Origin of the sequence: Actinoplanes awajinensis subsp. mycoplanecinus, from assembly GCF_001509495.1 — a bacterium.
Lineage (GTDB): Bacteria > Actinomycetota > Actinomycetes > Mycobacteriales > Micromonosporaceae > Actinoplanes > Actinoplanes palleronii.
Genome location: NZ_LLZH01000025.1, coordinates 1 through 24353 on the forward strand (window position 1 = coordinate 1; position 24353 = coordinate 24353).

Consider the following 24353-nt stretch of genomic DNA (forward strand, 5'->3'; position numbering starts at 1 on the left):
GAGGCGGGTGGTGCTCGGGGGGCCTTCGGGGGGCGGGTGGTGCTCGGGGGTGGGTGAGGGGTGGTGCGGGCGGCTCGGGGTGGGCCTCATGTGTTGGGGGCGCTTGCCAGATTTATTAAGGCGCCTGCTGGGTGAAACTTGGGGGCAAAAAAACTGCGCGCCGCCACAAGAGTGGAGGCGCGCTTTTCTTTGGTGCGTTTGTGGTGCGAGGGGGGATGAACGCCGGCCAGTCACCCCGCAGCGACGGTCCGGCGATCGGTGAGGATCAGGTCAGTGCGGGCTCGTGCAGCCGCATCAGATCGTCGGCCTCCGCGGCGGCGGCCGCGAGACGATCGTTCTCCGCCCGGAGGCGGGTGACCTCGAACTCCAAGCTCTGCACCCGGGAACGCAGTCGGGTGACCTCGTCGAGCAGGCGCCGATCGGGCGCCGCACCTACGTGGCCGTAGAGGGCCTTCGCCATCGTGACTCCTTGTGACGCGATGCGTCTCATATGTGAATTCTTTGCCGGAGATCGGCCGGCCAAACATGCGTCCAGCGCGAATTTTTGCACCGAAGGACTCACGGGCACGCGTGAGCACAGAATCCCGCCATTGCTGTGGGATTCTCTTAGGTGCAGATGCTCAAGCCACGAACGGAACCGGGGCATGAGTGGGCGCGACTGGCGACTACTCCATAGTCCGCCGGAACTCGGGCTCCGTCAAGCCGAGCACGCGCCGCCGCCCGGCTGACGTCAGTGAATCACGCCACCAGGGGTTCTTGAACTGCGAATATGCACGTTTGCGGCGCTTTGCCGATCTTAGTGGGACACTGACCGACAAGTCACTCGACGAAGTTCGATCAACACCATACGCAGCAATGCGGCTCGCAGGCCACTCATTTGATCAAGAAAATCATGAGGGTACGGAACAACCGCCGCCCGGCCACGCGCGACCATTTTCGATCAGCCACTCGCATCGGCCTCGATCCGCCGCCCCCGGAGACCCGGCCGGCCCACGATCGGCGGATCCGACGTCCCTCGATCGGCCGCTCCGACGCCGTTCGACCGGCTGCTCCCATGCTGCTCGATCCGACCTACCAGGAATTTCGGCCGGAACACCACAACCTTTCGGGCAAATTCGGGCAAATATGGGCGACAAAGTAGGGCAAAAGGGACGTATTTCTGTCGCCTAGCTGACATGTTTCGCTGGCGGGCCCCCTCTTCCTCGTTGCCCCCAGCGTGAATCCGACCCCGTCGCGCCAGCGCATCTGCCTGCTCACCGGCGGCGGGTACCCGTACCGGAGGGACGCTCTCGGAGGTTGGTGCCGGACGCTCGTCGACGGTCTGCACCGGTTCCGCTTCGAGTTGCTCACCGTCACGGACCGGGAACTGCCGTCCGCGCCCGCGTACCCGCTGCCCTTCAATGTCGGCTCGGCGCGCGCCATCGCGCTGGGTCGCGAACCGGCCCGCTCCCAGCGGCGCCGGGCCCAGCTCCCGGAGGGCGCCGCCGATGCCGTCACCGAGCTCTGCCACGGACTGCTGGACGAGTCGGACACCGTCCGGTTCGCCGACGGGCTGCGCTCGATCGCCGAGATGGCCGGCACCCGGCCCAGCCCGCTGACCCGTCTGCCACTCGCCGACCGGCTGGTCGAGGCGTGGCGGACCCGGCAGAACGACGTACCAGAAGAGCCACCTCTGCCGAAGCTGAGCGTGCGTGACGCGCGGACCGCGGCCACCCTGTTGCGGCACGCCCTGCGTGCCCTGGCCGTGCCGCTTCCGGAAGTCGACCTGCTGCACTGCGTCGGCGGGACGAAACCGCTGCTGACGGCGCTGGCCGGGCGGTGGCAGAACGGCACGCCGCTGCTGATCACCGAGGCTCGCACGCCGGTGACCCGGCAGCGGCCGGCCGAGGAACGGCTGTCCCCCGCGGTCCGGCTGATCCTGCGGCGGTTCCGCAACGCGGTGGCCCGCACCGGGTACGCCGAGGCGGAGTTGATCGCGCCGCTGAGCACCTACCACCACGACTGGGCGCTGGAGCACGGCGCGGACCCGAACAAGCTGATCCAGGTGCCCGCCGGGGTGGACCCGAGGGAGTACCCCGGCGCCGCCGAACTCGACTCGCTGCCCACCGTGGTGTGGGCCGGCAGCGGCGGCCCGGACAGCGGGCTGACCCAGGTGCTCGACGCGTTCACCGAGGTCACCGCCGCGCTGCCGCGAGCCGTGCTGCACCTGGTCGGCATCACCGCGCGGCACGAGGAGTACTGCGCCGACCAGATCGAGATGACCGGGCTGGGTCGCGCCGTCCGGTTGTATCCGCTGCCCGCCGACACGTTCGACAGGTTCACCGTCGGCCAGGTGGTGGCGCACGTGCCGGGACCGTCCGATCCGCCGTACCGGCTGGTCGAGGCGATGATGTCGGGCCGGCCGGTGGTCGCCGTGGACGTCGGCCCGGCCGGGGAGACGCTCGGCGAGACCGGTGTCGTGGTGCCCGCCGACGACCCGTCGGAGCTGGCCATCGCGATCGTCGACCTGCTGAAGGCGACCCCGCGGCGGCGGGCACTGGGCGACGCCGCCCGGCAACGCGCCCTCGACCATTTCACCGTGGACCGGCTGGTACGGGTCTACGGCGCCATCTACACCGACCTGGCCGCGCCGCCACCGGCACCGGCCTTCGAACTGGCGCTCGCCGTACCGGCGCCGCGGACCCCCACGCCGGCCACGTTGCGCTGGCTGACCAGGGAGGACTGAAAGTGACGATCACTCCCCCACGCGGGACGACCGGAACCCGCAACCGGCGTCGCCGGCCCCAGCTGCCGGGCGAGCCGCGCCATGCCGCCGGCGGCGGGCCGGCGTCCGAGGAGGCTCCGGCGCCGCGACGCCGCTCCGGGAAGCCTCTTGACGAGGTACGTCCGGAGCTGCCGGCGGTGGCAGACGGGCTGGGTGCGCGGCTCTATCAGACGCTCTCGGACTCGGAGCGGGAGACCGCGGTCGCCGAGACGCTGCTGTTCGTGAAGCCGGCCTTCGACGAGGAGGAACCACCGGGGTACGAGGTGCCGTCGCCGGTCGGCGAGCCCGGGTACGGCTTCGGGCTGTTGCCCGAGGCCGGGCCGGCACTGCTGCCGGAGGCCGAGCCGGTCGCGCCGGCCGGGAGGTCGGGGTGGAGTTGGAAGCCCGGGCGGCGGCGGGCGGTTCGCGGGCACCGGGCCCCGGAGGTCGACGTCGTCGAGCAGGTGCCGGAGTTCATCGCCGCGGAACGGCCGGTGGCGTTCGCCGGTGTTGAGCGACCGCTGGCGTTCGACGCCGCTGAGCGGCCGTTGGCGTTCGACGGCGGGGACCGGGCCGGGGCGTTCGACGGCGGGGACCGGGCTGGGAACTTTGACGGCGGGGACTGGGCTGGGGACTTCGACGGCGGGGACCCGGTTGGGGACTTCGACGGCGGGGAGCGGGCGGGGGTGGAGACGATCCTGTTCGCCCGGTTCCACGGGCGGGAGTTTGCGGATCGGGGCGAGGACGGTTCGGGTGAGGTGGAACGGCCCGTGCGGCGGGACGTCAGCCCGATGACCGAGACGTTCCTGTTCGGGGCGCCGGCGCGACAGCATGCCCAGGAGCCGCGGTCGCCGATCGACGGGGCGGCCGAGACGCTGTTGTTCGCGGGGCTGGCCCGGGCGATGGCCACGGCCGACGGTGAGCCGGTGCAGCTAGCCGAGATCAGCGCGGACGGGTGGCACGCCGAGGCGGAGGCCGCCGATGTGATCTGGGACATGCCGTCGCACCATGAGGACGGGGTGGGATGGGCGCCGGATAACCGTGATGTGGCCGAGGCGCGCTCCGGGCTGATCGACGGCGGGGACGGTTTTCGAGGCGGGTTGCCGTACCGGGAAAGCGTGAAGACGGACCGCCCGCGGTCTTGGGTGGATCTTGATCGGAATGCGCCGCAGCCTCGGTTCGGAGAGAGGGATCTTGATCCCGATGCCGGGCGGCCCGGGCCGAAGCGCGGCCGGGACGGGTTCCCGGAGCAGTGGGGTGCCGGGGCGGCGGGGATCGGCCGGCCCGGGCGGGTGGTGAACCGGAAACGGAGCCGGGCCGCTCAGGCGGATCAGAACGTGGCCGAGGGCTTCTGGAACACCGGATATCCGCAGGACACGGCGCTGGCCGAGGGTTTCGACCGGGACTCCGGCGCGGACTATGACGAGGATTTCGGTACGCCCGAGCCGGTGGACTACCCCGTGACTGACCCGGCCTGTCCCGATGCTGAGCTGGTGGACTACCCCGCGTCGGGTCATCCCGTGGGTGAGGTGCAGGGGATCGACGCGGACGGCTCGCAGGAGTTCGGCATCGATGAATCGCTCGGGTTCGGGGCCGAGGAGTCGCTGAGCCCGGAACGGCTCGCCAAGGCCGCCGCCTCCGAAGCCGCCTGGCGGGCCTTCTCCGAGGGCGACCGGGAACCCGGCGCCGAGATCCGCACCGGCCGCCGCGCGAAGAGCCGCTGGATGTCCACGATCACCGGGGCCGGCGCGGCGCCGGAAGGCGTCGAGGTCGCGCCGAAACGGCCGCTCTTCGTCTGGCCGGTGCTGCTGCGCTGCCTGCTCTACCTGGGGCCGCTCAGCGTCGCGATCGCCGGGATCGGCGCGCTCGGACGGGTCGCCTGGCCCGTACCGGCCGCCACCCTGCTGCTCGGCTGGGCCGCCGCGCAGGCGCTGACCAGCGTCGGCGTCACGGTGACCCGGCGGGCCGGCGCGGAAGCCGCGGTACGCCTGGTCGGCGCGGGTTTCGCCGCGATGGCCGCACTCTGGTGCGCGCTCGTCTGGATCACCCCGGCCGCGCTGCTCGGACCGGACCGGCTGCTCGCCGCGGCGGTCGGTCTCGGCGGGCTGGCCACGCTGGCCACCGTGACCGCGGCCCTGGTCACCCGCGCCGAAGCCGCGGTGATCTGCTGGTACCTGCCCTGCTGGCTGCTGGCCGGCACGGCAGTCGCCGCGGCCGGCGGGGCGGGCTGGGCCGGGTACGTCCCGGTCGAGACCCTGCTGCCGGCCGGGGTCGTGGCGGTGCTGATCCGGGCGTTCCGGCCGGCGGTGCTGGTCGGCAAACAGTGCCGGATCCCGCGGCTCACCGCGGTGGAACGTCGGCGGGCCGGCGCGTACCTGGTCATCGGCGCCGCACAGGCGATCTGCGTGGCGCTGCTCTGGCAGGCCGGACCGGCGGTCACCCCGGCGCCGGCCGCGCTGCCGCTGCTGCTCGCCGTACCGCTGCTGGAAGCGCTGATCGGCTGGCACACCAACCGGATCGACGCCGGGCTGGACTCCGCGGAGAGCCCGGCCGACCTGGACCGGCACGTCCGCAACGTCACGGTGATCACGCTGGCCGGGCTGTTGCCGCCGCTGGCCGCCGGTGCGGCGCTCGCCCTGGCCTCGTACCAGCTCCCGCACAGCCTGACCGGGCTGGGCGGCACACAGGACGCGGTGCTCGCGCTCTCGGCCGGCACCCTGCTCGGCGGGGTCTTCGCGATCACGTTCCTGCTCGCGGCTCGCTCCCGTACCGGGATCGCCGCCGCCCTGGCCACCGCTCCGCCGCTGGCCACCCTGGCACTGCCGCTGCTACCGCAGCCCGCCGCCGGCCCGCTGCCGATCGCCGTCGCGGTGCTGGCCGCGACACACGTGGCCGGCCTGCTCATCGTCGCCCTGACCGCCGCCGATCTTCGGAGGACTCCGTGAAGACCCTGTTCCCCGCGTACGCGCATCCCGGCCCGGAACTCGCGCTGGACACCGACACCTGGATCGTGCGCGAGCACCCCGGTGACCGGCGCACCCTGCACCAGTCGCTCGGCCGGATCGACCTGGACTGGGGCAGCCGCTCCCTCGCCGACGTCCTCGTCGACGTGGACGCCTGGCGTGCCGACGGCGTCGAGGGCCTGTTCCTGGACCGTTGCCCGGCCGGCTCCGGCGGCGTCGGCCCGGTCGCGCTGACCGTGCGACTCGCCGCCCGCCGCGGCCTGCACCGCGTGGTCCTGAACCCGGGTGTGCCGACGCACCCGCTCTACCGCGATCTCGGTGCCCGGATCTGCACCTTCGAGGGGCCCTGGTCGGCCTACCAGAGCTGGGACGGCGACGGGACGCGCCCCGGGGACGGTCACATCGTGCACGGGGTGCCGGCCGGTCTGCTCACCGCGGCCCGGCGGCTGATGGGACGCCGGGGTGCGGGCTTCGGGCTGGCCACGGACGCCGACCCGGACCTGAGCCCGGCGGGCGCACCGGGCAGCGGCGCCCACAGCGCCGACTGACCACTTCCGGTCAGGCGGGGGCGGGCAGCTGGTCCGGTTGGGCTGCGGACCGCTGGGTTGGCTGGGCTGCCGGTTCGCTCGCCGGGCGGCGGGCAGCTGGGTTGGCTAGCCAGGCGAGGGAGCGGGGGTCGCGGCCCGATGCGCCGGTCACCGCCCGCAGCCGGACACGGCTGTCCCGACAGGTGGACGGTTGGTCCCGGGAGTTGGTCCGGCGCGGGCATTCAGGGGCGCTCCGCGCACACGGTACGACGGTAAGCCCGCAATGTCCCGCGCCCGAGCCGGCGCGAGCGACCCGGCTGGCGCTGGGGGCTGCCTCAAGCCCGCCGAGACAACCCTCAGCACCAGCCGCACTCGCTCGGCTGGCGCTCACGGCTGCTTCAAGGCCGCTGAGACAACCCTGAGCACCAGCCGGACTCGCGCAGCTGGCCCGGCTGGTGCTCAGAGGTCCCTCGAGAGCGTTGAGGCACCCCGGTGAACCAGCCGGACTCGCTCGGCTGGTGGTTGGGGGTGCCTCAAGGCTGTTGAGGCACCCCTGTGAACCAGCCGGGGTGGCGACGCGCGGCTGCTGCCGTGCCGGGATGCGGGACGTCGCGCGGAGCGGTCGCGCCCGTCGCGGATGGTGAGCGGCGCTACGAACCGCGACCCGCCACCTCCGCCGCCTGGCTGCCAACCCCAGCCCGCCCCGGCCGGGAGACGCGGCTGGGCACGAAACGGAACGGCGTGGCGTCGGGACGGCGCGGGTCGGGAGGCGCGGCTGGGCGCGGGTCGGTCGGGAGGCGCGGCAACCGCGGTGAGCAGCGGTGGCCTGGCGCGGGACCGGCACAGCGCGTGGCTTGTAGCCTGCGGCGGGGCGCTCGGTATTCGTACCCTATGGGGTTGGTTTTGGTTGGCAGCGTGGGCAGCTGAACGACGAGCGGTTCATGAAGCTCTCCCGGCGCATCAGCGTGCCGCAGCGTTTGCAGGGTTCGCCCTCGCGGCCGTAGGCGTTCAGGGAGCGGTCGAAATAGCCGCTGTCGCCGTTCACGTCGACGTAGAGCTCGTCGAAGCTGGTGCCGCCGGCGACGATCGCCTCGGAGAGCACGTCGCGGACGTGGCCGAGCAGGCGCTCGACGGCCGGGCGGGTCAGCTTGTCGGTGGGGCGGGCGCCGTGGAGTTTGGCCCGCCAGAGGGCCTCGTCGGCGTAGATGTTGCCGACGCCGGAGATCAGCGTCTGGTCGAGCAGGGCCCGCTTGATCTCGGTGTGCCGGGCGCGCAGGCGGGCCGAGAAGGCCGCGTCGTCGAAGAGCGGATCCATCGGGTCGCGGGCGATGTGTGCGATCTCGTCAGGCAGCTCGCCGCCGCCTTCGGAGACCGACAAGCCACCGAACGTACGCTGGTCGACGAACCTCAGCTGCGCGGCGCCGTCGGTGAAAGCGAACCGGACCCGCAGGTGTTTCTCGTCCGCCGCGGTCGCCGGCTGCATCAGCAGCTGACCGCTCATGCCCAGGTGCGCGATGAGCGCGTCGCCGGAGTCCAGCGGGAGCCAGAGGTACTTGCCGCGGCGCGACACGTCGAGGACGGTGCGGCCGGTCAGCATCGCGATGAAGTGGGAGTCGCCGGGCAGGTGCCGGCGGATCGCCCGCGGGTGGTGCACCTCGACGGCGGCGATCGTACGGCCGGCCACCCACTTGGCCAGGCCCATCCGGACGGTCTCGACTTCGGGAAGTTCAGGCAAGGCGGGTCCTCGGGGGTCGTGCTCGGTACGGCGGCGTCAACAGTACGGGACTGCGGGTCCACAGCCGGGATTCGTATGATCGACAACTCGCGACAGTCCGGAAGGGGTCATCGTGGATCTGGACGCCGCCACGGAGCGGGCACGGTTGATGCGCGAGGTGGTCACCAGCACCTCGGTCGAGCACACCAGCGACGATCACGCGGTCACCGTGGTGGCCGGACCAGGTGGGGTGCTGCGCGACCTGTCGCTGAGCTCCCGGGCGTTCCGGCTGACCGGCGCCGAGCTCGGCGCGCTCGTGGTGCGCACGATCCACGAGGCGAACACGCTGGTGACCGCCGAGGTGGCGGCGCGGATGCCGCGATGACCCGGCCGGATTTCACCGAACCGGGTGAGGTGCTGGAGTTCCTGGACGGGATCCGGGAGCGGAACCGGCAGGCGATGGCGCGCAACGCCGAGTACGCCGCCGAGGCCGGCGGGATCACCGGCGAGGGCTTCTCCGCGGACCGTACGGTGCGGGCCGAGGTGGACGCGAGCGGCGTCGTCTCCCGGGTCGACATCGGTGACTCCGCGCTGCGCCGGGGCGCCCACCTGGCCCAGATGATCCTGACCGCGATCCGGGAGGCGCAGGCCGCGCGGACCCGGCAGCTGGCCGAGCTGAGCGCGCGGCTCGGCAGCCCGGCGATCGCCGGCCTGGTCCGCGAGTCGATCCCGGACGATTATCGAAGGGAATCCGATGGGTGACGGCATCGTCGTTCCGACGGACAAACTGACCAGTACGGCGGAGGTGTTCCAGGCGCTGAGCACGAGCGCCGGGCAGATCGCGGCGGGGGTGGCGGCCGCGAACCCGCCGGAGGTGCTGTGGGGTGCCCTCGGCCTGCTGATGAAGTGGAAATACGACGAGAAGTCCGCCGAGGCCCGCGACCACATCGCGACGATCGGCACCGCGCTCGACTCGCAGAGCAAGGCGATCCGGGCGACGGCGCAGGGCCACAAGGAGCTGGACCAGGCCCTGCAGCAGGCGTTCCAACGGTTCCAGGACCGGCTTGCGGGTGACGGATGAGCGACTCCGACGCCTACCTCAGCAACGACGGGACCAGCAGCCCGTACGTCGGTGACCTGGGCATCACGAACACCATCAACCCGGAAGTGTCCGCGCTGCCGTTCGGCGAGACGATCCCGAACGTCTACAAGGGTGTCACCGAGGGCGACATCGCCGCCCTCACGGCCGGTGCCGGTGACCTGCTGGGCAACGCGATCGCCTTCGAGGCCGACCCGCTGAACTGGCTGATCTCGGCCGGCCTGACCTTCGTCATCGACTTCTTCCAGCCGCTCGAGGACCTGCTCAGCCTGTTCACCGGGAACGCCGAGCGGATCGAGGGGTACGCCAAGGAATGGCAGCGGCTCGGCGCGGCTCTGGGGCCACTCGCCGACGCGGTGCAGCAGGCCGCCGCCGATCACCTGATCGAGTGGGAGGGGCGCGACGCGGACGCGGCCAAGGCCCGGCTGATGGACTTCGGCTGGGGCATCCGGGCGACCGGTGGCGAGGCGAACTCGATCGCCGGTCTGCTGGTCCTCTTCTCCAAGATCATGACTGCCGCCCAGCAGATCATCATCGGCATCATGGCCACCCTGGTCGAATGGGCCATCGTCACGTGGGGCACGGCGCTGGCGCTCGCGCCCGAGACCCTGGGTGGTTCGGTCGCCGCCGCCGGCGCCGCGACGGGTGTGGAGGCGTCGATCGCGACCTCCCGCGCGGTGGCGGTCGTGGACCGCGTCGTCATCCTGCTCGAGAAGATCGGCGCGCTGCTCGCGAAGATCCTGCCGGACGCGCTCCAAGGCGCGGTCAAGGAGGGCATCGTGGGTGTCGGCAAGGCCGTGACGGTCAAGACGCTCGGCCAGGTCGCCGCGGTGGTGCTCAAGGACCCCGGCAACTACGTCAGCCCGCTGTCCGGCGTCGCGGGCGGGAGCCAGGAGAACGGGAAGACGGCGTACACCGAGGACGGCGCGGCGATCGACGAGGCGCTGGACGTGCGGAAGTGAGCGCCCGGACGGTCTGGCCACCGATCGCCTTCCCCGGAACGGACATGCTGCTCTGGCCGGACGACCGGCCGGCCCCGGTGCTGCCCGCCGGGAAGGCCGGCATCGCGGTGCGGATCCGGTCGAAGGCCGGCGACCCGGCCCCGTACCCGAAGCTGTTCACCGTCGGTGTCGACGACCGGCCGCTGTGGTGGGGTCTCGGCCGGATGATCGCGGTCGTCGAGCCCGGTGAGCACCTGGTCGAGGTGCGGGGCATGCGGGCCGCGGACACCGCCCGGCAGGTCCGGGTGGCCGCCGGGGAGATCGCGGAGCTGGAGTTCTGGACGCCCCGGGCCAGCGCCACCAGCAAGGTGCGGGGCATCCTGGTGCCGGCACCGGCGCGGCGGCGCCCCGGCACCGGGCGATACCTCGTGCTCGGTTATCTCGTGGCCTTCACCCTGCTGATCCTGACCTCGATCGCGAATCTGCGGCCGGACGGGCGCGGCTTCGCCGCCCTGGTGGCCGTGCCGATCGCGGTGGCCCTGCTGGCGATCTGGTGGAAGCGACGCGGTGACGCACGGTACCGGGTCGCCGCCTCGGTGGAGGCGGCCGAGGCCGGCCGGGACGGGCCTGGTGGCTGGTTCCTCGGGGACGGCGAGCCGCCGGCACGTCTAGCTGACGACGGTCACGGCGTGCTGGTGGTGACCGGCGCGCTGACGCGGGACTACACCTGGAACGGCCGCCGGTTCATCAACCACATGCCGGCGACGAACGTCAACGCCTGGATGCCGTGGCCGGACCTCACGATCGACGGCGAGCCGCGCCCGTTCTCGTGGCACAGCTGGTGCTACCGCCTGACGCCGGGACCGCACGAGATCACGGTCGCCGTCCGGGCGCCGGAGTCGGCCGCCGACCGGTTCGCCGGCGACCGGGCCACCCACCGGGTGACCGTCACGGCCGGCCAGGTGACCCGGCTCGACGTGGGAGTGACGGGCCGGGTCGAGGTCCGGTCGGCGTCCCTGGATCCGGAGGCCCCGAGCGAGATCACCGGATTCAGCGCGACCGTCTCCTGCACGACGTGAACAGCTGGGAGAAGCAGTGGCCGCCAACCCCGTTCCCGGATGCCCGGGTGCGGCCGGCCGTCGGGACCGGTGGCATCGCGGTGCGGATCCGCACCAAGTCACGGGACATCGCGCAGTTCTCGAAGCTGTTCACCGTCGGGATCGACGACCGCCCGGTGTGGTGGGGTCTCGGCCGGATGATCGCGGTCGTCGAGCCCGGTGAGCACCTCGTCGAGGTGCGGGGGCGGCTCGCGGTGGAGAGCACCCGCCGGGTCCGGGTGGCCGCCGGCGAGATCGTGGAGCTCGACTTCTGGACCCCGGCCGCAAGTTTCGGCAGCAGCACGCGCGGCACCCTGGTGCCGGCACCCGGACGACGGCGGCCCGGCACCGGCCGCTACCTGGTCTGGGGGTGGCTCGCCGCGATCGGCCTGATGCTGGCGTTCACGCTGCTCGATGTCCCGCTCAACGGGTTCTTCCTCGCGCTGCTCGCGGTGCCGGTGCTGGCCGCGGTGCTGGCGATCTGGTGGAAGCGGCGCGGTGACCAGCAGTACCGCGTGGCCGCGTCCGCGGAAGCCGCCGCCGAAGCCGGCCGGACCGATGCCGCGGGCTGGTTCCTCGGCGACGCCGAACCGCCGGCGCACCTGCTCGAGGGCACGGCCGACGGGCTGCTCGTGGTGACCGGGACGCACGCGCTCGAGCGCACCCGCAACGGCCAGCGCGACCGCAACCACGTGGACGAGAACGGCTGGGTGCCGTGGCCGGAGCTCACCGTCGACGGCGTGCAGCGGCCGCTCTCCTGGCAGACCTGGTGCTACCGCCTGCCGCCCGGCGAGCACGACGTGACGTTCACCGTCCGGCCACCGCGGCCGGCGGCCGAACGGTTCGCGGCGGAGCAGGTCACCCGCCGGGTGACCGTCACGGCCGGCCGGGTCACCCGGCTCGGCCTGCACGTGGCGGCTCGCGTGGTGACCCGGTCGGCGTACGCGAATCCGGAGGCCTACGCCGAGATCACCGGATTCACCGTGACTACATCGTGTACGGCCAGATCGTGATCAGGTAGGCGCCGTACCAGAGCCCGAAGACGGCCCAGGCGGTGATCGACAGGATCGCGACCCGGGGGCGGGCGCGGGCCGCCGCGAACGCCGCCGGGACCAGGGTGATCAGCACGGGCAGCAGCAGCCGCGGCTTGGAGTGGTAGAAACCGGCCTGGCCGTAGACCAGGATCATCGCGACCACGCCGTAGACCATCAGCGGCGGCCACAGCTTCTGTGCCAGCGCCACCCCGGCCGCCGCCAGCGCGGCCAGCAGGATCAGGCCGACGCTGACCTGGACCCAGCCGTCCGCGCCGGTGAACGTGTCGTCGAGGAACTTCAGCGTGCTGCTGCCGTAGTCGAACGACGTGCCCCACCCGGCCGTCTGGATCTTGAACCAGGCGGTCCAGTCACCGACCCGCCAGCCGACCCAGCCGAGGAACAGCGGCACCCCGGCCAGCGCGACCGCGGCGGCCGCCAGCGGCTTCACCCGGCCGGCCAGGTCGCTGCGGGGCACGTCGCGCAGCGCCAGCAGCGCGGCGACACCCAGGGCCATCGCCGCCGCCGCGCCGGTCGGGCGGGTCAGCGCGGCGCACAGGCCGAGGAAACCGGCCCATCCCCAGGCACGGCGGTGCGCTGCCGCCAGCATGCCCGCCACCAGACCGAGAAAAAGACTTTCCGAGTACGCCATGGACAGCACCACGGAGACCGGCGCCGAGCAGACGATCGCCACCAGCGCCCACCCGGCCCGCTTGTCCCGCAGCGTGGTGCCGAGCAGGTGCAGCCCGACCGCGGCCCCGATCGAGGCGAGCCAGGCCACACCGACCCCGGCGACGCCCGGCGACAGGCCGAGCACCGTGCCGAGCCGCAGCAGCATCGGGTAGAGCGGGAAGAAGGCCAGCTCGTTCGCCTGCAGGACGTGGTTGTCGTCGTAGGTGAACCCGTGCGGGTACCCGTCCACCGCGACCCGGATGAACCAGCCGCCGTCCCAGACCAGCAGCCGATGCCAGACGCCGGTGGTCGACCCGGACGCGTTGCCCAGCCACCAGACCATCAGCAACTGGCCGACCCGGGTCAGGGCGAGCAGCCCGACGGCGACGGCGACACCACGGCCGCCGCCGGCCTTCTCCCAGAGCGTTTCCGGGGGCTCCGCGTCGTCCGCGGTCACCGGCACGGTCTCACTCGGGCTTGTCGTCGCCATCGGCCTCGTTCCGCTCGGTGAGCGTGCGCCACGCGGCAGCGGCGGCCCGCTGCTCGGCCTGCTTCTTGCTGCGGCCGTCGGAGCCGCCGTACCGCTCGCCGGCCACCACCACCCAGGCGGTGAACGTCTTCGCGTGGTCCGGGCCGGAGTCCTCGATAACGTAGTCCGGGACGCCCAGCCCGAGCGCCGCGGTCAGCTCCTGCAGGCTGGTCTTCCAGTCCAGGGCGGCGCCCCGGCCGGCCGACTCGGCCATCAGCGGGTCGAACAGCCGGTGCACCACCTCGCCGGCGGTCTCCAGCCCGTGCTCCAGGTAGATCGCGCCGAGCAGCGCCTCCAGGGTGTCGGCCAGGATGCTGGCCTTGTCCCGGCCGCCGGTGGTCTCCTCGCCCTTGCCGAGCAGCAGGTGCGGGCCGAGGCCGGCCGGGCCCAGGCCACGGGCCACGTCGGCGAGCGCGTGCATGTTGACCACGCTGGCCCGGAGCTTGGCGAGCTGCCCCTCGGGCAGGTCCGGGTGGTTGTGGAAGAGCGCAGACGTGATCACCACACCGAGCACCGAGTCGCCGAGGAACTCCAGGCGCTCGTTGGTGGGCAGGCCGCCGTTCTCGTACGCGTACGAGCGGTGGGTCAGGGCCCGTTCCAGCATCTCGGGGGTGAAGGGGACGTCGAACGCCTCTTCCAAGGGGGCGGTGGATGGACGGCGACGCTTGTCATTCATGCGATACCTCGTTGTACGTCAGCAGATCGACGATCGCCGCGAGTGCGGAACGGCGGTGCAGATGGGCGGTGAAGGCGATGCCACCGGCGAGATCCGCACCGGTGGCGGAACCGTGGCAGACCACCACGGTGCCGCCGACCCCGAGCAGGACGGCGGCGCGCGGCGTCCGTGCCGCGCCGTGGCCGGATCTCGCGTAGGTGGTTTCCAGCGCCTTCAAAAGGACATTTCCGGTGAATCCATCGGTCACCACGACATCGACACCATGACCCAGCACGACGTCGCCGCCCTCGACCAGACCGGTGTACCGGGCTCCGGCAGGCAGCGGGCGGTCGGCGAGCAGTGCGGGAACGGCACGGCGCAGGCGGTCACCCTTGCCGAGCTCGGTGCCGATGGTGAGCAGCCCGACCCGAGGGGTGGGGATGTCGTGGACGGCCGCGGCATAGGCGGCGCCGAGCCGGGCGTGGACGGCCAGGGTCTGTTCGTCGGGGTCGACGGTGGAGCCGACGTCGAGAAGGACCAGGCGGCCGGCGACGGTGGGCAGCACGGCGGCGAGCGGAGGGCGGCGTACGCCGGGCCAGCGGCCCAGGACGCGCGCGGCGGACACCACGGTGATCCCGGTGTCGCCGGCGGAGAGTGCGGCATCGGCGAGGCCGTCGGCGACGGCCTGGACGGCGCTGCCGCCGAGTACGGCGGTGATGCGATGGCGCTGGGCCGGGTGCAGGGCAGCCAGCACCGCGTCGGAGGCCTCAGCCGGTCCGACGAGAGTCAGGTGCAGGGTCGGATCGTCCTGGACGGCACGCAGAGCGCCGTCAACCACGACGGCGGGAGCTTGGTCCCCGCCGAGGAGGTCGACGGCGATCCGCGCGGTGCCCGGCTCCCCGACAGACCGCTGTCCGGGAGCCGTGGCACCGGTGGAACGCCACTGCTCAGGTACGACCCGCCCGATGATCGGGCGCGTCACTCGGCGACGTCAGACCTCGAGGACCTGACGACCGTTGTAGGTACCGCAGACCGAGCAGGCGGCGTGCGGCAGCTTCGGGGACTTGCACTGGGGGCAGGCCACGGTCGAAACCGCGGTCGCCTTCCAGTTAGCCCGGCGCGAGCGGGTGTTGCTGCGCGACATTTTGCGCTTCGGGACGGCCACGGTTCCTACTCCTTAGAATCTTGCTTTTGGTGCGGCGAAGCCGCCCCTGGCGACTCGGTTGACAGATTGCGCAAAGCGGCCCAGCGGGCATCGACGTCCTCATGGCTGTGATCGGCCGGGAGGTCGTCGAAGTGCACCCCGCAGTCGGGGCACAGCCCTGGGCAGTCCGGTCGGCACAGCGGGTTGGTCGGCAGGGTCAGGACCACCGCGTCACGCACCGCCGGCTCGAGGTCGAGCAGGTCGCCCTGCATCCGGCCTACCTCGTCATCATCCTCGGTCTCCTCCGTGAAGCTGTCCGCGTAGGCGTACAACTCCCCGATGCGAACCGTGAACGGCCTGTCGATCTCGTTGAGGCACCGGCCGCACTCGCCCTGAAGCGAGCCACGGACGAGACCGCTGACGAAGACCCCCTCGGACGCCGACGTCAGGCTCAGATCGAGCTCGAGGTCGGAACCGACGGGGACCGAGATCAACTCCACACCGAGGTCTGCCGGCGCCGCGTCCACCCGCTTCAGGGCACGCGTCGCACCAGGCTGCCGGGGGAGTTTCGTCGTGTCGACGACCAGCGGCTGCCTGGGGTTCAGGTGACTCTGCGGTGACTTGGGCATCATGTTCCTCAGCCGTGGGTAGGCCAGCCGAAAACATTACCTGAGCTTGTCCGACATCGTCGAATCGGCTCGGCTCAGAACGGCAGTGGCCGCTCCGCGTCCTCACCCTGGAAGGTTCCGATCTCGCGGAGCGCATGCATTTTGTCACGGCCCCGCTCGATCGACGCCAGCGCCCTGGTCAGGAACTGCTCGAAGTTGGCCAGCGCGGTGTCGACGTAGTCGTCGACCTCCTCCCGCAGGCGCTGTGCCTCGGTCCGCGCCTCGGCGATGATCCGGGCGCCCTCGTGCTCGGCCGAGACGGTGATCTCGTTGACCGAGACCAGGCGGGAGTGTTCAGCCTCACCCTCGCTGATGATCCGGTCCGCCTCGCGGCGGCCGGCCTCGACGATCCGGTCCCGCTCGTCCAGCACAGCGGCGGACTTGCGCAGCTCGGAGGGGAGCTCGGCACGCAGCTCCTCGAGACGCTCGATCATCTCGCCGCGGTCGAACATGAAGTTCGTCCGCGACATCGGCACCGAACGGGCGTCCTGGATGTGCTCGATGAGCTCGTCGATACGGTCGAGCGGATCCACCGGTGCCTCACTCCCGTCGTCGAACCGCCACCCAGCGTGGTGCGATCACGTTACTTGTGCTGCCGTCGCGCCGGATCCCGGCACGCCCGCGCCGGTGGCCGCTAATTCTGCTTCAGCCGGGTCACCAAGCGGGCCAGCACCGGGTCCGGAAGGTAGGACGACGCGTCGCCACCCCACTTGACCACGTCCTTGACCAGACTGGAAGACAAGAACGAATAGAGCGGGTTGGTCGGCATGAACAACGTCTCCACACCGGAGAGACCGACGTTCATCTGCGCCATCTGCAACTCGTAATCGAAGTCGCTCACCGCGCGCAGGCCCTTGACCACCACCGCGGCGCCCTGATCACGGCAGAAGTCCACCAGGAGCCCGCGAAATGCCATGACCCGGACATTTTCGTACGGGGCGGTCACCTCGCCGAGCATCTCGAGTCGTTCCTCGACGGTGAACAGCCCGGCCTTGGACTGGTTGATCAGAACTCCGACGATCACCTCGTCGAACAGCCGGCTGGCACGCCCGACGATGTCGAGGTGACCGTTCGTGACCGGGTCGAAGGAGCCGGGGCACACCGCTCGTCTCATGATCGGCGACCGTACCAAATTGTGGTCTCGCCGTAACGCCGGGTGCGGTCCTCCTCGAGGCCGTCCACCCAGGTCAGCTCGGTCCGCTTGGACCGTTCGAAGACCACGACGGCGTCCGGGGCCAGCCAGCCGTTGGCAAGCAGTCCCTGTTGCACACCGTCGATCTCGTCGTTACCCAGCGCGTACGGCGGGTCGGCGAAGACCACGTCGTACGGTCCGCCGGTCGGCGCCTCGCCGACCACCTGGAGCACCTTCGCGGTGACCAGGCGTGCCTGGTCGGTGACCCGCAGCGTCGCGATGTTCTCCCGGATCACCCGGGCCGCCTTGGGCTCGGCCTCGACCAGAAGCGTGTGGACCGCACCGCGGGACAACGCCTCCAAACCGACGGCACCGGACCCGGCATAAAGATCAACGAATCGCGCACCGGACAGATCCGTCATCGTGTGCAGGGAACTGAAGAAAGCCTCACGGACGCGGTCCGATGTAGGCCTCGTGAGCGCACCGGGGGGAGCGGACAGCCGCCGCCCGCCGTGCGCACCGGCGATAATCCTCGTCATCAGGTCCGACGCTACTTCACCACCGTGATCACGCCACGGGCGCGTTAACAATTCCCTCGTCGCAGGCACTGCGCGCGACGGTCCCGTCCCGTTGCAGTGATGGAAGATCACGGATTGATATCAAGAGCCTTAGCCGCCGCTGAGACGTTTCTTTGCGTGCCCGAAATGGCTAGGGTCAGGCCTCGTTGCGGATGTCCCCCTGGGACAGTCCGCAGACGACGTGGGGAGGCGTCGTCGCAGCTCCGCTTGAATCCACCGGCGGCGGCCGCGCGGTCTCTTCGCGCTCTTTTTTCATCTCCTTGACCCCCGTTCCTTGGAGTAGGCGTGAACCTGTTCAAAACCCCGTTCCGTCGGACCGGCACCGTTGTCGCCGGTGCGGCCCTCGGTCTCATCGGCGTGATGTCCACGGCCATGCCCGCTCTGGCCTGTTACCCCAAGGCCGGCGACACGACCACCTGCCTCAACACCGACGGCTCCTGGGTCGTGCAGTGGGACGTGACGACCACCGACAACGCCTTCGGCGACGGCAAGGTCGACTCGGTGGAGTACACGCCGAACGACGGCCGGACGATCAGCTTCACCGGCATCAACGCCGAGGACACGCTGTCGCACTCCACCCACCTCAAGGCGACCCAGACGCTCACGGGTGAGGCCACCGAGGCGACCCTTCAGGTCAACGGCCGTTGGAACAAGCCGAACGGCGGCTTCTACGTCGGCGGCTTCCAGAAGGGCCCGGTGTCCGCCTCCAAGCCGACCGAGAAGTGCGACACGCCGGAGCCGACCGAGTCCGCCTCGACCCCGTCGAGCCCGTCGCCGGAGCCGAGCGAGTCCACGGTTCCGTCGAGCCCGTCGCCGTCGGTGTCCGAGTCCACGGTTCCGTCGAGCCCGTCGCCGTCGACCACCGGTTCCACCGAGCCGTCGGCTCCGGTCTCGCCGTCGAGCACCACTTCGCTCCCCGCGGAGGACACCCCTGTCACCGAGCCGCAGTTCATCTACGACACCACCTGCGACACCCTGACCGTCGGCATCGAGGTCCCGGTCGACTGGAAGGAGTCCGTCACGGTCACCTTCAAGCCGTCCGTCGGCGACTCCAAGACCGTCACGGCCGCCCCGGGCGAGACCAAGACCGTCGACTTCAAGGCCTCGAAGGGCCTGAAGGTCGTCGCGACCCCCAAGGGTTACGAGGACGAGGTCGCGACCATCACCTACAAGGCCCCGGCCGACTGTGACGACGACGAGCTGGCCCTGACCGGTGCCAACTCGAGCACCATCGCCGGTGGCGCCGCTCTGGCCCTGGTCCTCGGCGCCGGCCTCTTCTACATGGCCCGCCGCCGCAAGATCCGCTTCACCGCCTGATAGCCAGACCTAGCAACACCCGGGGCGCGCCGACCCACACGGGTCGGCGCGCTTCGTCATACCCCCTTTTTCCCCTCGTTCCTGGAGCACCTCTTGAAGAAAGCGCGCTTCCTCCGCGCGGCCCTCGTGCTCGTCAGCGCCGTTCTCGGCGCCGGCACCGTGGCCACGGCTTCCCACGCCGCCTCCCTCGCCCCCTGTGTGTCCGAGAACTTCAGCCACACCGACTGGAAGTTCGAGAACGGCAAGGCCGAGATCTCCGCGACGATGAAGGACGCCTGCGCGCCGCAGGAGGTCACCCTGGTGACCTACCTGGCGCCGAAGCCGAACTTCGACGTCCCGCAGTACCTGTTCGCGAAGGAGAAGTTCACCTTCGCGAAGCAGGGCGCGAGCAACACCTTCAAGGTCGATCTGCCCAACTGCAACACCCAGGCGGACCTCTTCCTCGGTGGCGACGAGACCGTCATCCCCGAGCTGGTCGAGGGCGGCCTGCGGTACGACAAGAAGAAGATCGCCTACTGGAACGGCGGCACGAGCAACTGTGTCCAGCCCGCCGTGCAGTACACGACGGCCTGTGACGGCAGCACGCTGCTGAACCTGAGCAACAACGGCACGCTGAGCGCCTACGGCGTCGACTTCACCGTCAAGTACGGCACCGAAACCAAGGTCGTCAAGGTCGCCAAGGGCGCCAGCGAGGACCTGACCGTCCCGGCCGGCAGCGGCAAGATCACGGTGACCGCCGACAAGCTCGAGACGACCACGATCGACTGGGCGCTGCCGGAGAACTGCAAGCCGTCGGCCACCGCCGTGAACGACTGCAAGGTCACCACCGTCACGGTGAACAACCCCGCTGGCAACGGTGACGTCCCGGCCGAGGTCACCTACAACGGCAAGACCAAGACCGTGACCGTGCCGTCCGGCAAGTCGCAGACCGTCACGTTCGACTCCGCCACCGCCACCACCAGCGCGACGGTGAAGTTCCCCGAGACCCGCCTGCAGGACATCACCGTCGAGGTCACGCTGGGCGAGTGCGCCGAGCCGCAGCCGAGCACCAGCGCCAGCACCTCCCCGCCGGTGAGCCTCCCGCCGACCGCCGCCACCTCGCCCTCGGCGAGCGCGTCCACGTCGACCTCCCCGGCCGCCGCGACCCCGAGCGCCAGCAAGACCCCGGGCGGTGAGCTGGCCCTGACCGGCGCCGCCGGCGGCTCGATCGCCGGTGGCGCGGTCCTGCTGCTCATCGTCGGCGCCGGCCTGTTCTTCATGGCCCGTCGCCGCAAGGTGAACTTCAAGGCCTGATCCGCCTAGGCCCTGAACAAGGGGGCGTCGACCTAACGGTCGGCGCCCCCTTGCCATGGGGGGAACGACCCGTCAGCCGCGGGCTGGTACTCGTGCACCGCGGTCACCGCCAGGGCCGGCAGCCGGCCGTACACATGGGGGAACTGGCGGCCCGAAGGGTCCGGCGGACTGCCGTCCTCCCAGACCACCGGGACGTCGACAGCGGCCTCGTCGATCTCCAGCAGCACCAGGTCGGTACGGCCGCGGTAGAACAGCGACGCCGGCACGTGCACCCACGCCGGATCCGAGCAGTGGATGAAGCCCTCCACACCCAGCGACGCCGGCTCGTAGTGATCAGAAACAGTCGCCCAGTCGTCTCGTGGGCACAGGTGCAGGATCAACCCTTCTCCAGGTACTCGGCGCGGTTCTCGTCGACCAGCGCGGCCACCGAGGCGGCCAGCGCGGGATGGCGGGACAGGTCGGGGTCGTCGCCGACGAGCTCGGCGGCTTCGACCCGGGCCTCCTTGATCAACTTCTCGTCCCGCAGCAGGGACAGCAGCCGCAGGTGCGAGTGCTTGCCGGACTGTGAGGCGCCCAGCACGTCACCCTCCCGCCGCTGCTCCAGGTCGATCTCGGAGAGTTTGAAGCCGTCGGTGGTGGAGGCCACCGCGTCGAGTCGCTCGCGGGCTGCGGAGCCCTCCACGGCCTCGGTGTGCAGCAGGCAGATCCCGGGCGCCGAGCCCCGGCCGACCCGGCCGCGCAGCTGATGCAATTGGGACACCCCGAACCTGTCGGCATCCATGATGATCATGACGGTGGAGTTCGGCACGTCGACACCGACCTCGATCACCGTGGTCGCCACCAGCACGTCGACGTCGCCGGCGGCGAACCGGCGCATCACCGCGTCCTTCTCGTCGGCCGGCATCTTGCCGTGCAGCATCTCGATCCGCAGGCCCTTGAGATATTCCTGCTGGAGCGCCGGCAGCACCTCGGTGACGGCCAGCGGCGGGCGGCGGGCCGACTCGGTCTCCGGCGGCGGCTCGCCACCGTCCTCGAAGGAAGATTCGGGACCGTCGCCGATCCGGGGGCACACCACATACGCCTGATGGCCCGCCGCGACCTCCTCCTTGACCCGGCGCCAGGCGCGGTCGAGATAGGCCGGTTTCTCCAGGGCCGGGACCACGTGGGTGGCGATCGGCGACCGGCCGCGCGGCAGCTGGGACAGGATCGACGTCTCCAGGTCGCCGTAGACGGTCATCGCCACCGTGCGCGGGATCGGGGTCGCCGTCATGACCAGCACGTGCGGCGGACGGTTCGCCTTGGCGCGCAACGCGTCGCGCTGCTCCACCCCGAACCGGTGCTGCTCGTCGACCACGACCAGTCCGAGGTCGTGGAAGTCGACACCCTCGTACAGAAGGGCGTGTGTGCCGACGACGATCCCGGCGGTCCCGTCGGCGACCTTGGCCAGCGCCGCACGCCGGGCCGCCGCGCCCAGAGAGCCGGTGACCAGGGTGAGCTGCGTGCCGGAGAGGTCACCGTCGAGCTCGCCGGCCCGGCCCAGGGCGCCGAGCTGCGCGCCGATCCCGCGGAAGTGCTGGGTGGCCAGGACCTCGGTGGGCGCCAGCAGCGCGGCCTGCCCGCCGGCGTCGACCACCTGGAGCATGGCGCGCACCGAGACCAGCGTCTTGCCGGAGCCGACCTCGCCCTGCAGCAGCCGGTGCATCGGGTGCGCCCGGGTCAGGTCCTCGGCGATCTCCTCGCCGACCGTGGCCTGGCCCTCGGTCAGCTCGTAGGGCAGGCCGGCGTCGAACTTGTCGAGCAGGCCGCCGGGGCGGCGCGGGCGGGCGGTGCCGGGCGACGCCGCGGCCCGGGCCCGGCGCTGCGCCAGGGTCAGCTGCACGGCGAACGCCTCGTCCCACTTCAGCCGGTGCTTCGCCGAGTAGAGCGCGGGCTCGGCGCTGGGCCGGTGGATCTCACGCAGCGCGGTGCCGATGCCGATCAGGTTGCGGCCGGCCCGGACCTCCGGCGGCATCGGGTCGGCGGGCGGCTCGAACACGTCGAGCAGGGTCCGCACGCACTTGGCGATGGTCCAGGTGGGCACCGCCTGCGCGGCCGGATAGACCGGGATCAGCGCGCCGGCGAACTCCTCGATCTCCTCGGCCGCCTCGTCCTGCGTGGCGTCCGCCTTGAGCAGCTGATAGGCCGGGCCGTTCAGCTGGCGCTTGCCGCGGAAGTCGGTGACCTTGCCGGCCCACAGCCCCCAGCGCCCCCGGGTCAGCTCCCGCTCGCGCCACGCCTGGTTGAAGAACGTGCAGGTCAGGGTCGCCCCGGAGCCGTCGCCGATGGTCACCTCGAGCATGTTGCCCTTGCGCTGGCGCATCGGTTTGACGCCGATCCCCTGCACCTGGGCCAGCACGGTGACCTGCTCGCCGACCTCGAGCTGGCGCAGGTCGGTGTGCTCGCCGCGCTCGTCGTAGCGCCGGGGGAAGTGGTAGATCAGGTCGCCCGCGGTGACCAGGCCGAGGTGTTCCTCCAGGGCCTTGGCGGTCTTCGCGCCGAGCACCTTGGTCAGCGGGACCTCCGTGGTGACCTTGGTCAACGGGGTGTCGGTCGTGGTCATTCGACTCCTGCCAACAGGTGGTAACGCGGCTGGCCGCCGGCGTAGCACTGCAACTCGATGAACGGCCAGGTGCGGTGCACGTGACCGCGCAGGTCGTCCTCCATGCCCGGCGGGACGGCCGCGCCGAGCACCAGGGTGACCAGCTCGCCGCCGCCGCCGAGCATCCGGTCGAGCAGCCGGTGGCTGACGTCGGTCAGGTCGCTGCCGATCACGTGCACCTCGCCGTCGACCAGGCCGAGCAGGTCACCGGCCCGGCACGGGCCGGCCACGGTCAGGGCGTCGCGCTGGGCGGTGCAGACCTCGCCGTACCGGCAGGCGCCGGCCGCCTCGGCCATCGCGATCACGTCGTCGGCGAACGGGCGGCCGTGATCGCGCACCGCGAGCGCGGCCAGGGCCTGCACCGGCGACCGGGTCGGCACCACGCTGACCCTGACCCCCGCCGCCTCGGCCTCACGGGCCGCGGAGACCGCCACCGCCTGGGTGTTGGTGTCGTTGGGCAGCAGCACCACCGCGGAGGCCCCACAGGCGTGCACAGCGGCCAGCATCTCGGCGGTGGACGGGTTGTGGTCGACCACCACCGCGCCCTCCGCCTCGAAGAGCGCGGTGAGCCCGTCGCCGTCGGCGACCACCACGGCGCCCCGCGAGTCGGCGCCGGGCCGTTTCTCGGTCAGCGGGGTGACCCGGATCTGGAACGGCCGGCCGGCCTCGACACCGGCCTCGACCGCCGGGCCGATGGCGGCGCTCTCCACGTGGACGTGCACGTTCCACGTCGGGGGGTCGCCGACCACCACCAGGGAGTCACCCAGGCCGGCCAGGGTGGCGCGGAGCCCGGGCAGCGCCTCCGGCGGGGCGTCCAGCAGGTACTGCACCTCGTAACCGAGGCCGGAGCAGTCCTCCGGCTCGTGCTCGTGGTCGTGCTCGGCGGCCGGGGTGACGACGGCCACGGGCCGGGGACGGGTCACGAACTCGTTCTCCTCCACGGTGTCGACCAGCGCGTCCAGCAGCAGGCAGAGGCCGCGCCCGCCGGCGTCGACCACGCCGGCCCGGGCCAGCACCGGCAGCTGCTCCGGGGTGCGGGCCAGCGCCTCGGTGGCGGCGCGCGCGGCGGCCCGGGCGACGGCGACCAGGCTGTCGGACCTGATCCGCCCGGCACCCTCGGCGGCGGCCGCCACCACGGACAGCACGGTGCCCTCGACCGGGCGGGCGACCGCCGCGTAGGCCGCGTCGGTGGCCTCCCGCAGGGCGCTGGCCAGCTCGGAACCCCGGACCGCGACCGCGGTGGCGAACGAGTCGGCCATGCCGCGCAGGATCTGCGACACGATCACGCCGGAGTTGCCCCGGGCGCCGAGCAGGGCGCCCCGCGCCATCCGGCTCATCAGCCCGCCGATCGGGGTGCGTGGCTCCTCGTGCAGCAAGGACACGACGGCTTCCTGCGCGGCGGTGAGGGTCAGGACGAGGTTGGTCCCGGTGTCGCCGTCGGGCACCGGGTAGACGTTCAGGTCGTCGATTTCACGCTGGTGGGCCCGGAGCGCCTCCAGCCCACCGTCGCACCAGCGGTGCACGGCAGCGGCATCGAGGGTTTCCAGCACGCGAAAATCGTACTAACCACCCCCGACAATCGCTGGGTACGCACCCTGACCGGGGGCGATTG

Annotated in this window: 24 protein-coding genes; 11 read left to right on the top strand and 13 right to left on the bottom strand. The window is 71.5% G+C overall.

What is annotated here, in order from left to right; translation table 11 throughout:
* Nucleotides 1-265: 265 nt before the first annotated feature.
* The gene (locus ADL15_RS06065; protein WP_067685618.1) at nt 266-460 is read right to left on the bottom strand and encodes a hypothetical protein; all 195 of its coding nucleotides are present in this window, start codon (nt 458-460) and stop codon (nt 266-268) included.
* Between the two features lie 756 nt (nt 461-1216).
* Here ADL15_RS06065 and ADL15_RS06070 point away from each other — a divergent pair.
* The 3 genes from ADL15_RS06070 to ADL15_RS06080 are packed head-to-tail and all read left to right on the top strand — an operon-like array spanning nt 1217 to nt 6254.
* The gene (locus ADL15_RS06070) at nt 1217-2725 is read left to right on the top strand and encodes a DUF3492 domain-containing protein (protein WP_067685619.1); all 1509 of its coding nucleotides are present in this window, start codon (nt 1217-1219) and stop codon (nt 2723-2725) included.
* A 2-nt stretch (nt 2726-2727) separates the two neighbouring features.
* Complete coding sequence (locus ADL15_RS55045; protein ID WP_232343929.1) at nt 2728-5688, top strand: hypothetical protein; 2961 nt, start codon at nt 2728-2730, stop codon at nt 5686-5688.
* The gene (locus tag ADL15_RS06080) at nt 5685-6254 is read left to right on the top strand and encodes a spherulation-specific family 4 protein (RefSeq protein ID WP_067685620.1); all 570 of its coding nucleotides are present in this window, start codon (nt 5685-5687) and stop codon (nt 6252-6254) included. The genes ADL15_RS55045 and ADL15_RS06080 overlap by 4 nt, the downstream gene beginning before the upstream one ends.
* An 868-nt stretch (nt 6255-7122) precedes the next feature.
* Here ADL15_RS06080 and mutM read toward each other — a convergent pair.
* Nucleotides 7123-7968, bottom strand: coding sequence for a bifunctional DNA-formamidopyrimidine glycosylase/DNA-(apurinic or apyrimidinic site) lyase (gene mutM / locus ADL15_RS06085; RefSeq protein ID WP_067685621.1), 846 nt, complete (start codon nt 7966-7968; stop codon nt 7123-7125).
* 112 nt (nt 7969-8080) lie between these two features.
* On the opposite strand from mutM, the gene ADL15_RS06090 reads away from it, so the two are divergent.
* From ADL15_RS06090 to ADL15_RS06115, 6 genes are read left to right on the top strand one after another with little or no spacing between them, the layout of a single operon-like run.
* The gene (locus ADL15_RS06090) at nt 8081-8332 is read left to right on the top strand and encodes a YbaB/EbfC family nucleoid-associated protein (RefSeq protein WP_067685622.1); all 252 of its coding nucleotides are present in this window, start codon (nt 8081-8083) and stop codon (nt 8330-8332) included.
* The gene (locus tag ADL15_RS06095; protein ID WP_067685623.1) at nt 8329-8709 is read left to right on the top strand and encodes a YbaB/EbfC family nucleoid-associated protein; all 381 of its coding nucleotides are present in this window, start codon (nt 8329-8331) and stop codon (nt 8707-8709) included. The genes ADL15_RS06090 and ADL15_RS06095 overlap by 4 nt, the downstream gene beginning before the upstream one ends.
* Nucleotides 8702-9028, top strand: coding sequence for a hypothetical protein (locus ADL15_RS06100; protein ID WP_067685624.1), 327 nt, complete (start codon nt 8702-8704; stop codon nt 9026-9028). The genes ADL15_RS06095 and ADL15_RS06100 overlap by 8 nt, the downstream gene beginning before the upstream one ends.
* Complete coding sequence (locus ADL15_RS06105; RefSeq protein ID WP_067685625.1) at nt 9025-10008, top strand: hypothetical protein; 984 nt, start codon at nt 9025-9027, stop codon at nt 10006-10008. Before ADL15_RS06100 ends, ADL15_RS06105 begins: the two co-directional genes overlap by 4 nt.
* The gene (locus tag ADL15_RS06110; RefSeq protein ID WP_067685626.1) at nt 10005-11066 is read left to right on the top strand and encodes a hypothetical protein; all 1062 of its coding nucleotides are present in this window, start codon (nt 10005-10007) and stop codon (nt 11064-11066) included. The genes ADL15_RS06105 and ADL15_RS06110 overlap by 4 nt, the downstream gene beginning before the upstream one ends.
* The gene (locus ADL15_RS06115; RefSeq protein ID WP_067685627.1) at nt 11063-12097 is read left to right on the top strand and encodes a hypothetical protein; all 1035 of its coding nucleotides are present in this window, start codon (nt 11063-11065) and stop codon (nt 12095-12097) included. The genes ADL15_RS06110 and ADL15_RS06115 overlap by 4 nt, the downstream gene beginning before the upstream one ends.
* Here the strand turns inward: ADL15_RS06115 and ADL15_RS06120 are convergent.
* From ADL15_RS06120 to rsmD, 8 genes are all read right to left on the bottom strand, one after another.
* Nucleotides 12072-13277 (bottom strand): mannosyltransferase family protein, encoded by a 1206-nt coding sequence (locus ADL15_RS06120; RefSeq protein ID WP_067685628.1) that lies wholly within the window; start codon nt 13275-13277, stop codon nt 12072-12074. The genes ADL15_RS06115 and ADL15_RS06120 overlap by 26 nt on opposite strands.
* Nucleotides 13255-13992, bottom strand: coding sequence for a ribonuclease III (gene rnc, locus ADL15_RS06125; RefSeq protein ID WP_067685629.1), 738 nt, complete (start codon nt 13990-13992; stop codon nt 13255-13257). The genes ADL15_RS06120 and rnc overlap by 23 nt, the downstream gene beginning before the upstream one ends.
* Nucleotides 13985-14851, bottom strand: a complete 867-nt coding sequence (locus tag ADL15_RS06130) for a phosphate acyltransferase PlsX (RefSeq protein WP_232343935.1) — start codon at nt 14849-14851, stop codon at nt 13985-13987. Before ADL15_RS06130 ends, rnc begins: the two co-directional genes overlap by 8 nt.
* Before the next feature lie 111 nt (nt 14852-14962).
* A complete protein-coding gene (gene rpmF, locus ADL15_RS06135; protein ID WP_067685631.1) occupies nt 14963-15136 on the bottom strand; it encodes a 50S ribosomal protein L32 in 174 nt (57 codons plus the stop codon).
* Between the two features lie 5 nt (nt 15137-15141).
* Entirely contained in the window at nt 15142-15744 is a 603-nt protein-coding gene (locus ADL15_RS06140) for a YceD family protein (RefSeq protein WP_067685915.1), read from the bottom strand.
* Between the two features lie 74 nt (nt 15745-15818).
* A complete protein-coding gene (locus ADL15_RS06145; protein WP_067685632.1) occupies nt 15819-16316 on the bottom strand; it encodes an SPFH domain-containing protein in 498 nt (165 codons plus the stop codon).
* A gap of 101 nt (nt 16317-16417) precedes the next feature.
* Nucleotides 16418-16897, bottom strand: a complete 480-nt coding sequence (gene coaD / locus ADL15_RS06150; RefSeq protein ID WP_067685633.1) for a pantetheine-phosphate adenylyltransferase — start codon at nt 16895-16897, stop codon at nt 16418-16420.
* Nucleotides 16894-17454: a 16S rRNA (guanine(966)-N(2))-methyltransferase RsmD gene (rsmD, locus tag ADL15_RS06155; RefSeq protein ID WP_067685634.1), complete on the bottom strand. Its 561-nt coding sequence runs from the start codon at nt 17452-17454 to the stop codon at nt 16894-16896. Before rsmD ends, coaD begins: the two co-directional genes overlap by 4 nt.
* A gap of 324 nt (nt 17455-17778) precedes the next feature.
* On the opposite strand from rsmD, the gene ADL15_RS06160 reads away from it, so the two are divergent.
* On the top strand, nt 17779-18810 hold the full coding sequence (locus ADL15_RS06160) for an LPXTG cell wall anchor domain-containing protein (RefSeq protein ID WP_067685635.1): 1032 nt from the start codon (nt 17779-17781) through the stop codon (nt 18808-18810).
* Nucleotides 18811-18903: 93 nt separating this feature from the next.
* Nucleotides 18904-20103 carry a hypothetical protein gene (locus tag ADL15_RS06165; protein WP_067685636.1) on the top strand — a complete coding sequence of 400 codons (1200 nt, stop codon included), beginning with the start codon at nt 18904-18906 and terminating at the stop codon, nt 20101-20103.
* Between the two features lie 32 nt (nt 20104-20135).
* Here the strand turns inward: ADL15_RS06165 and ADL15_RS06170 are convergent, their stop codons facing one another.
* Genes ADL15_RS06170 through ADL15_RS06180 form a run of 3 tightly spaced genes read right to left on the bottom strand, consistent with a single transcriptional unit; the run spans nt 20136 to nt 24291 of the window.
* Nucleotides 20136-20483, bottom strand: a complete 348-nt coding sequence (locus ADL15_RS06170; RefSeq protein WP_067685637.1) for a DUF952 domain-containing protein — start codon at nt 20481-20483, stop codon at nt 20136-20138.
* Complete coding sequence (gene recG, locus ADL15_RS06175) at nt 20480-22702, bottom strand: ATP-dependent DNA helicase RecG (RefSeq protein WP_067685638.1); 2223 nt, start codon at nt 22700-22702, stop codon at nt 20480-20482. The genes ADL15_RS06170 and recG overlap by 4 nt, the downstream gene beginning before the upstream one ends.
* Nucleotides 22699-24291, bottom strand: coding sequence for a DAK2 domain-containing protein (locus ADL15_RS06180; RefSeq protein ID WP_067685639.1), 1593 nt, complete (start codon nt 24289-24291; stop codon nt 22699-22701). The genes recG and ADL15_RS06180 overlap by 4 nt, the downstream gene beginning before the upstream one ends.
* Nucleotides 24292-24353 lie beyond the last annotated feature (62 nt).

Bases quoted from the DNA above. Each gene is read 5' to 3' on its own strand.
- ADL15_RS06065 (WP_067685618.1), bottom strand. From the start codon at position 460: ATGGCGAAGGCCCTCTACGGCCACGTAGGTGCGGCGCCCGATCGGCGC.
- ADL15_RS06095 (WP_067685623.1), top strand. From the start codon at position 8,329: ATGACCCGGCCGGATTTCACCGAACCGGGTGAGGTGCTGGAGTTCCTG.
- ADL15_RS06100 (WP_067685624.1), top strand. From the start codon at position 8,702: ATGGGTGACGGCATCGTCGTTCCGACGGACAAACTGACCAGTACGGCG.
- ADL15_RS06105 (WP_067685625.1), top strand. From the start codon at position 9,025: ATGAGCGACTCCGACGCCTACCTCAGCAACGACGGGACCAGCAGCCCG.
- ADL15_RS06120 (WP_067685628.1), bottom strand. From the start codon at position 13,277: ATGGCGACGACAAGCCCGAGTGAGACCGTGCCGGTGACCGCGGACGAC.
- rnc (WP_067685629.1), bottom strand. From the start codon at position 13,992: ATGAATGACAAGCGTCGCCGTCCATCCACCGCCCCCTTGGAAGAGGCG.
- ADL15_RS06140 (WP_067685915.1), bottom strand. From the start codon at position 15,744: ATGCCCAAGTCACCGCAGAGTCACCTGAACCCCAGGCAGCCGCTGGTC.
- coaD (WP_067685633.1), bottom strand. From the start codon at position 16,897: ATGAGACGAGCGGTGTGCCCCGGCTCCTTCGACCCGGTCACGAACGGT.
- rsmD (WP_067685634.1), bottom strand. From the start codon at position 17,454: ATGACGAGGATTATCGCCGGTGCGCACGGCGGGCGGCGGCTGTCCGCT.
- recG (WP_067685638.1), bottom strand. From the start codon at position 22,702: ATGACCACGACCGACACCCCGTTGACCAAGGTCACCACGGAGGTCCCG.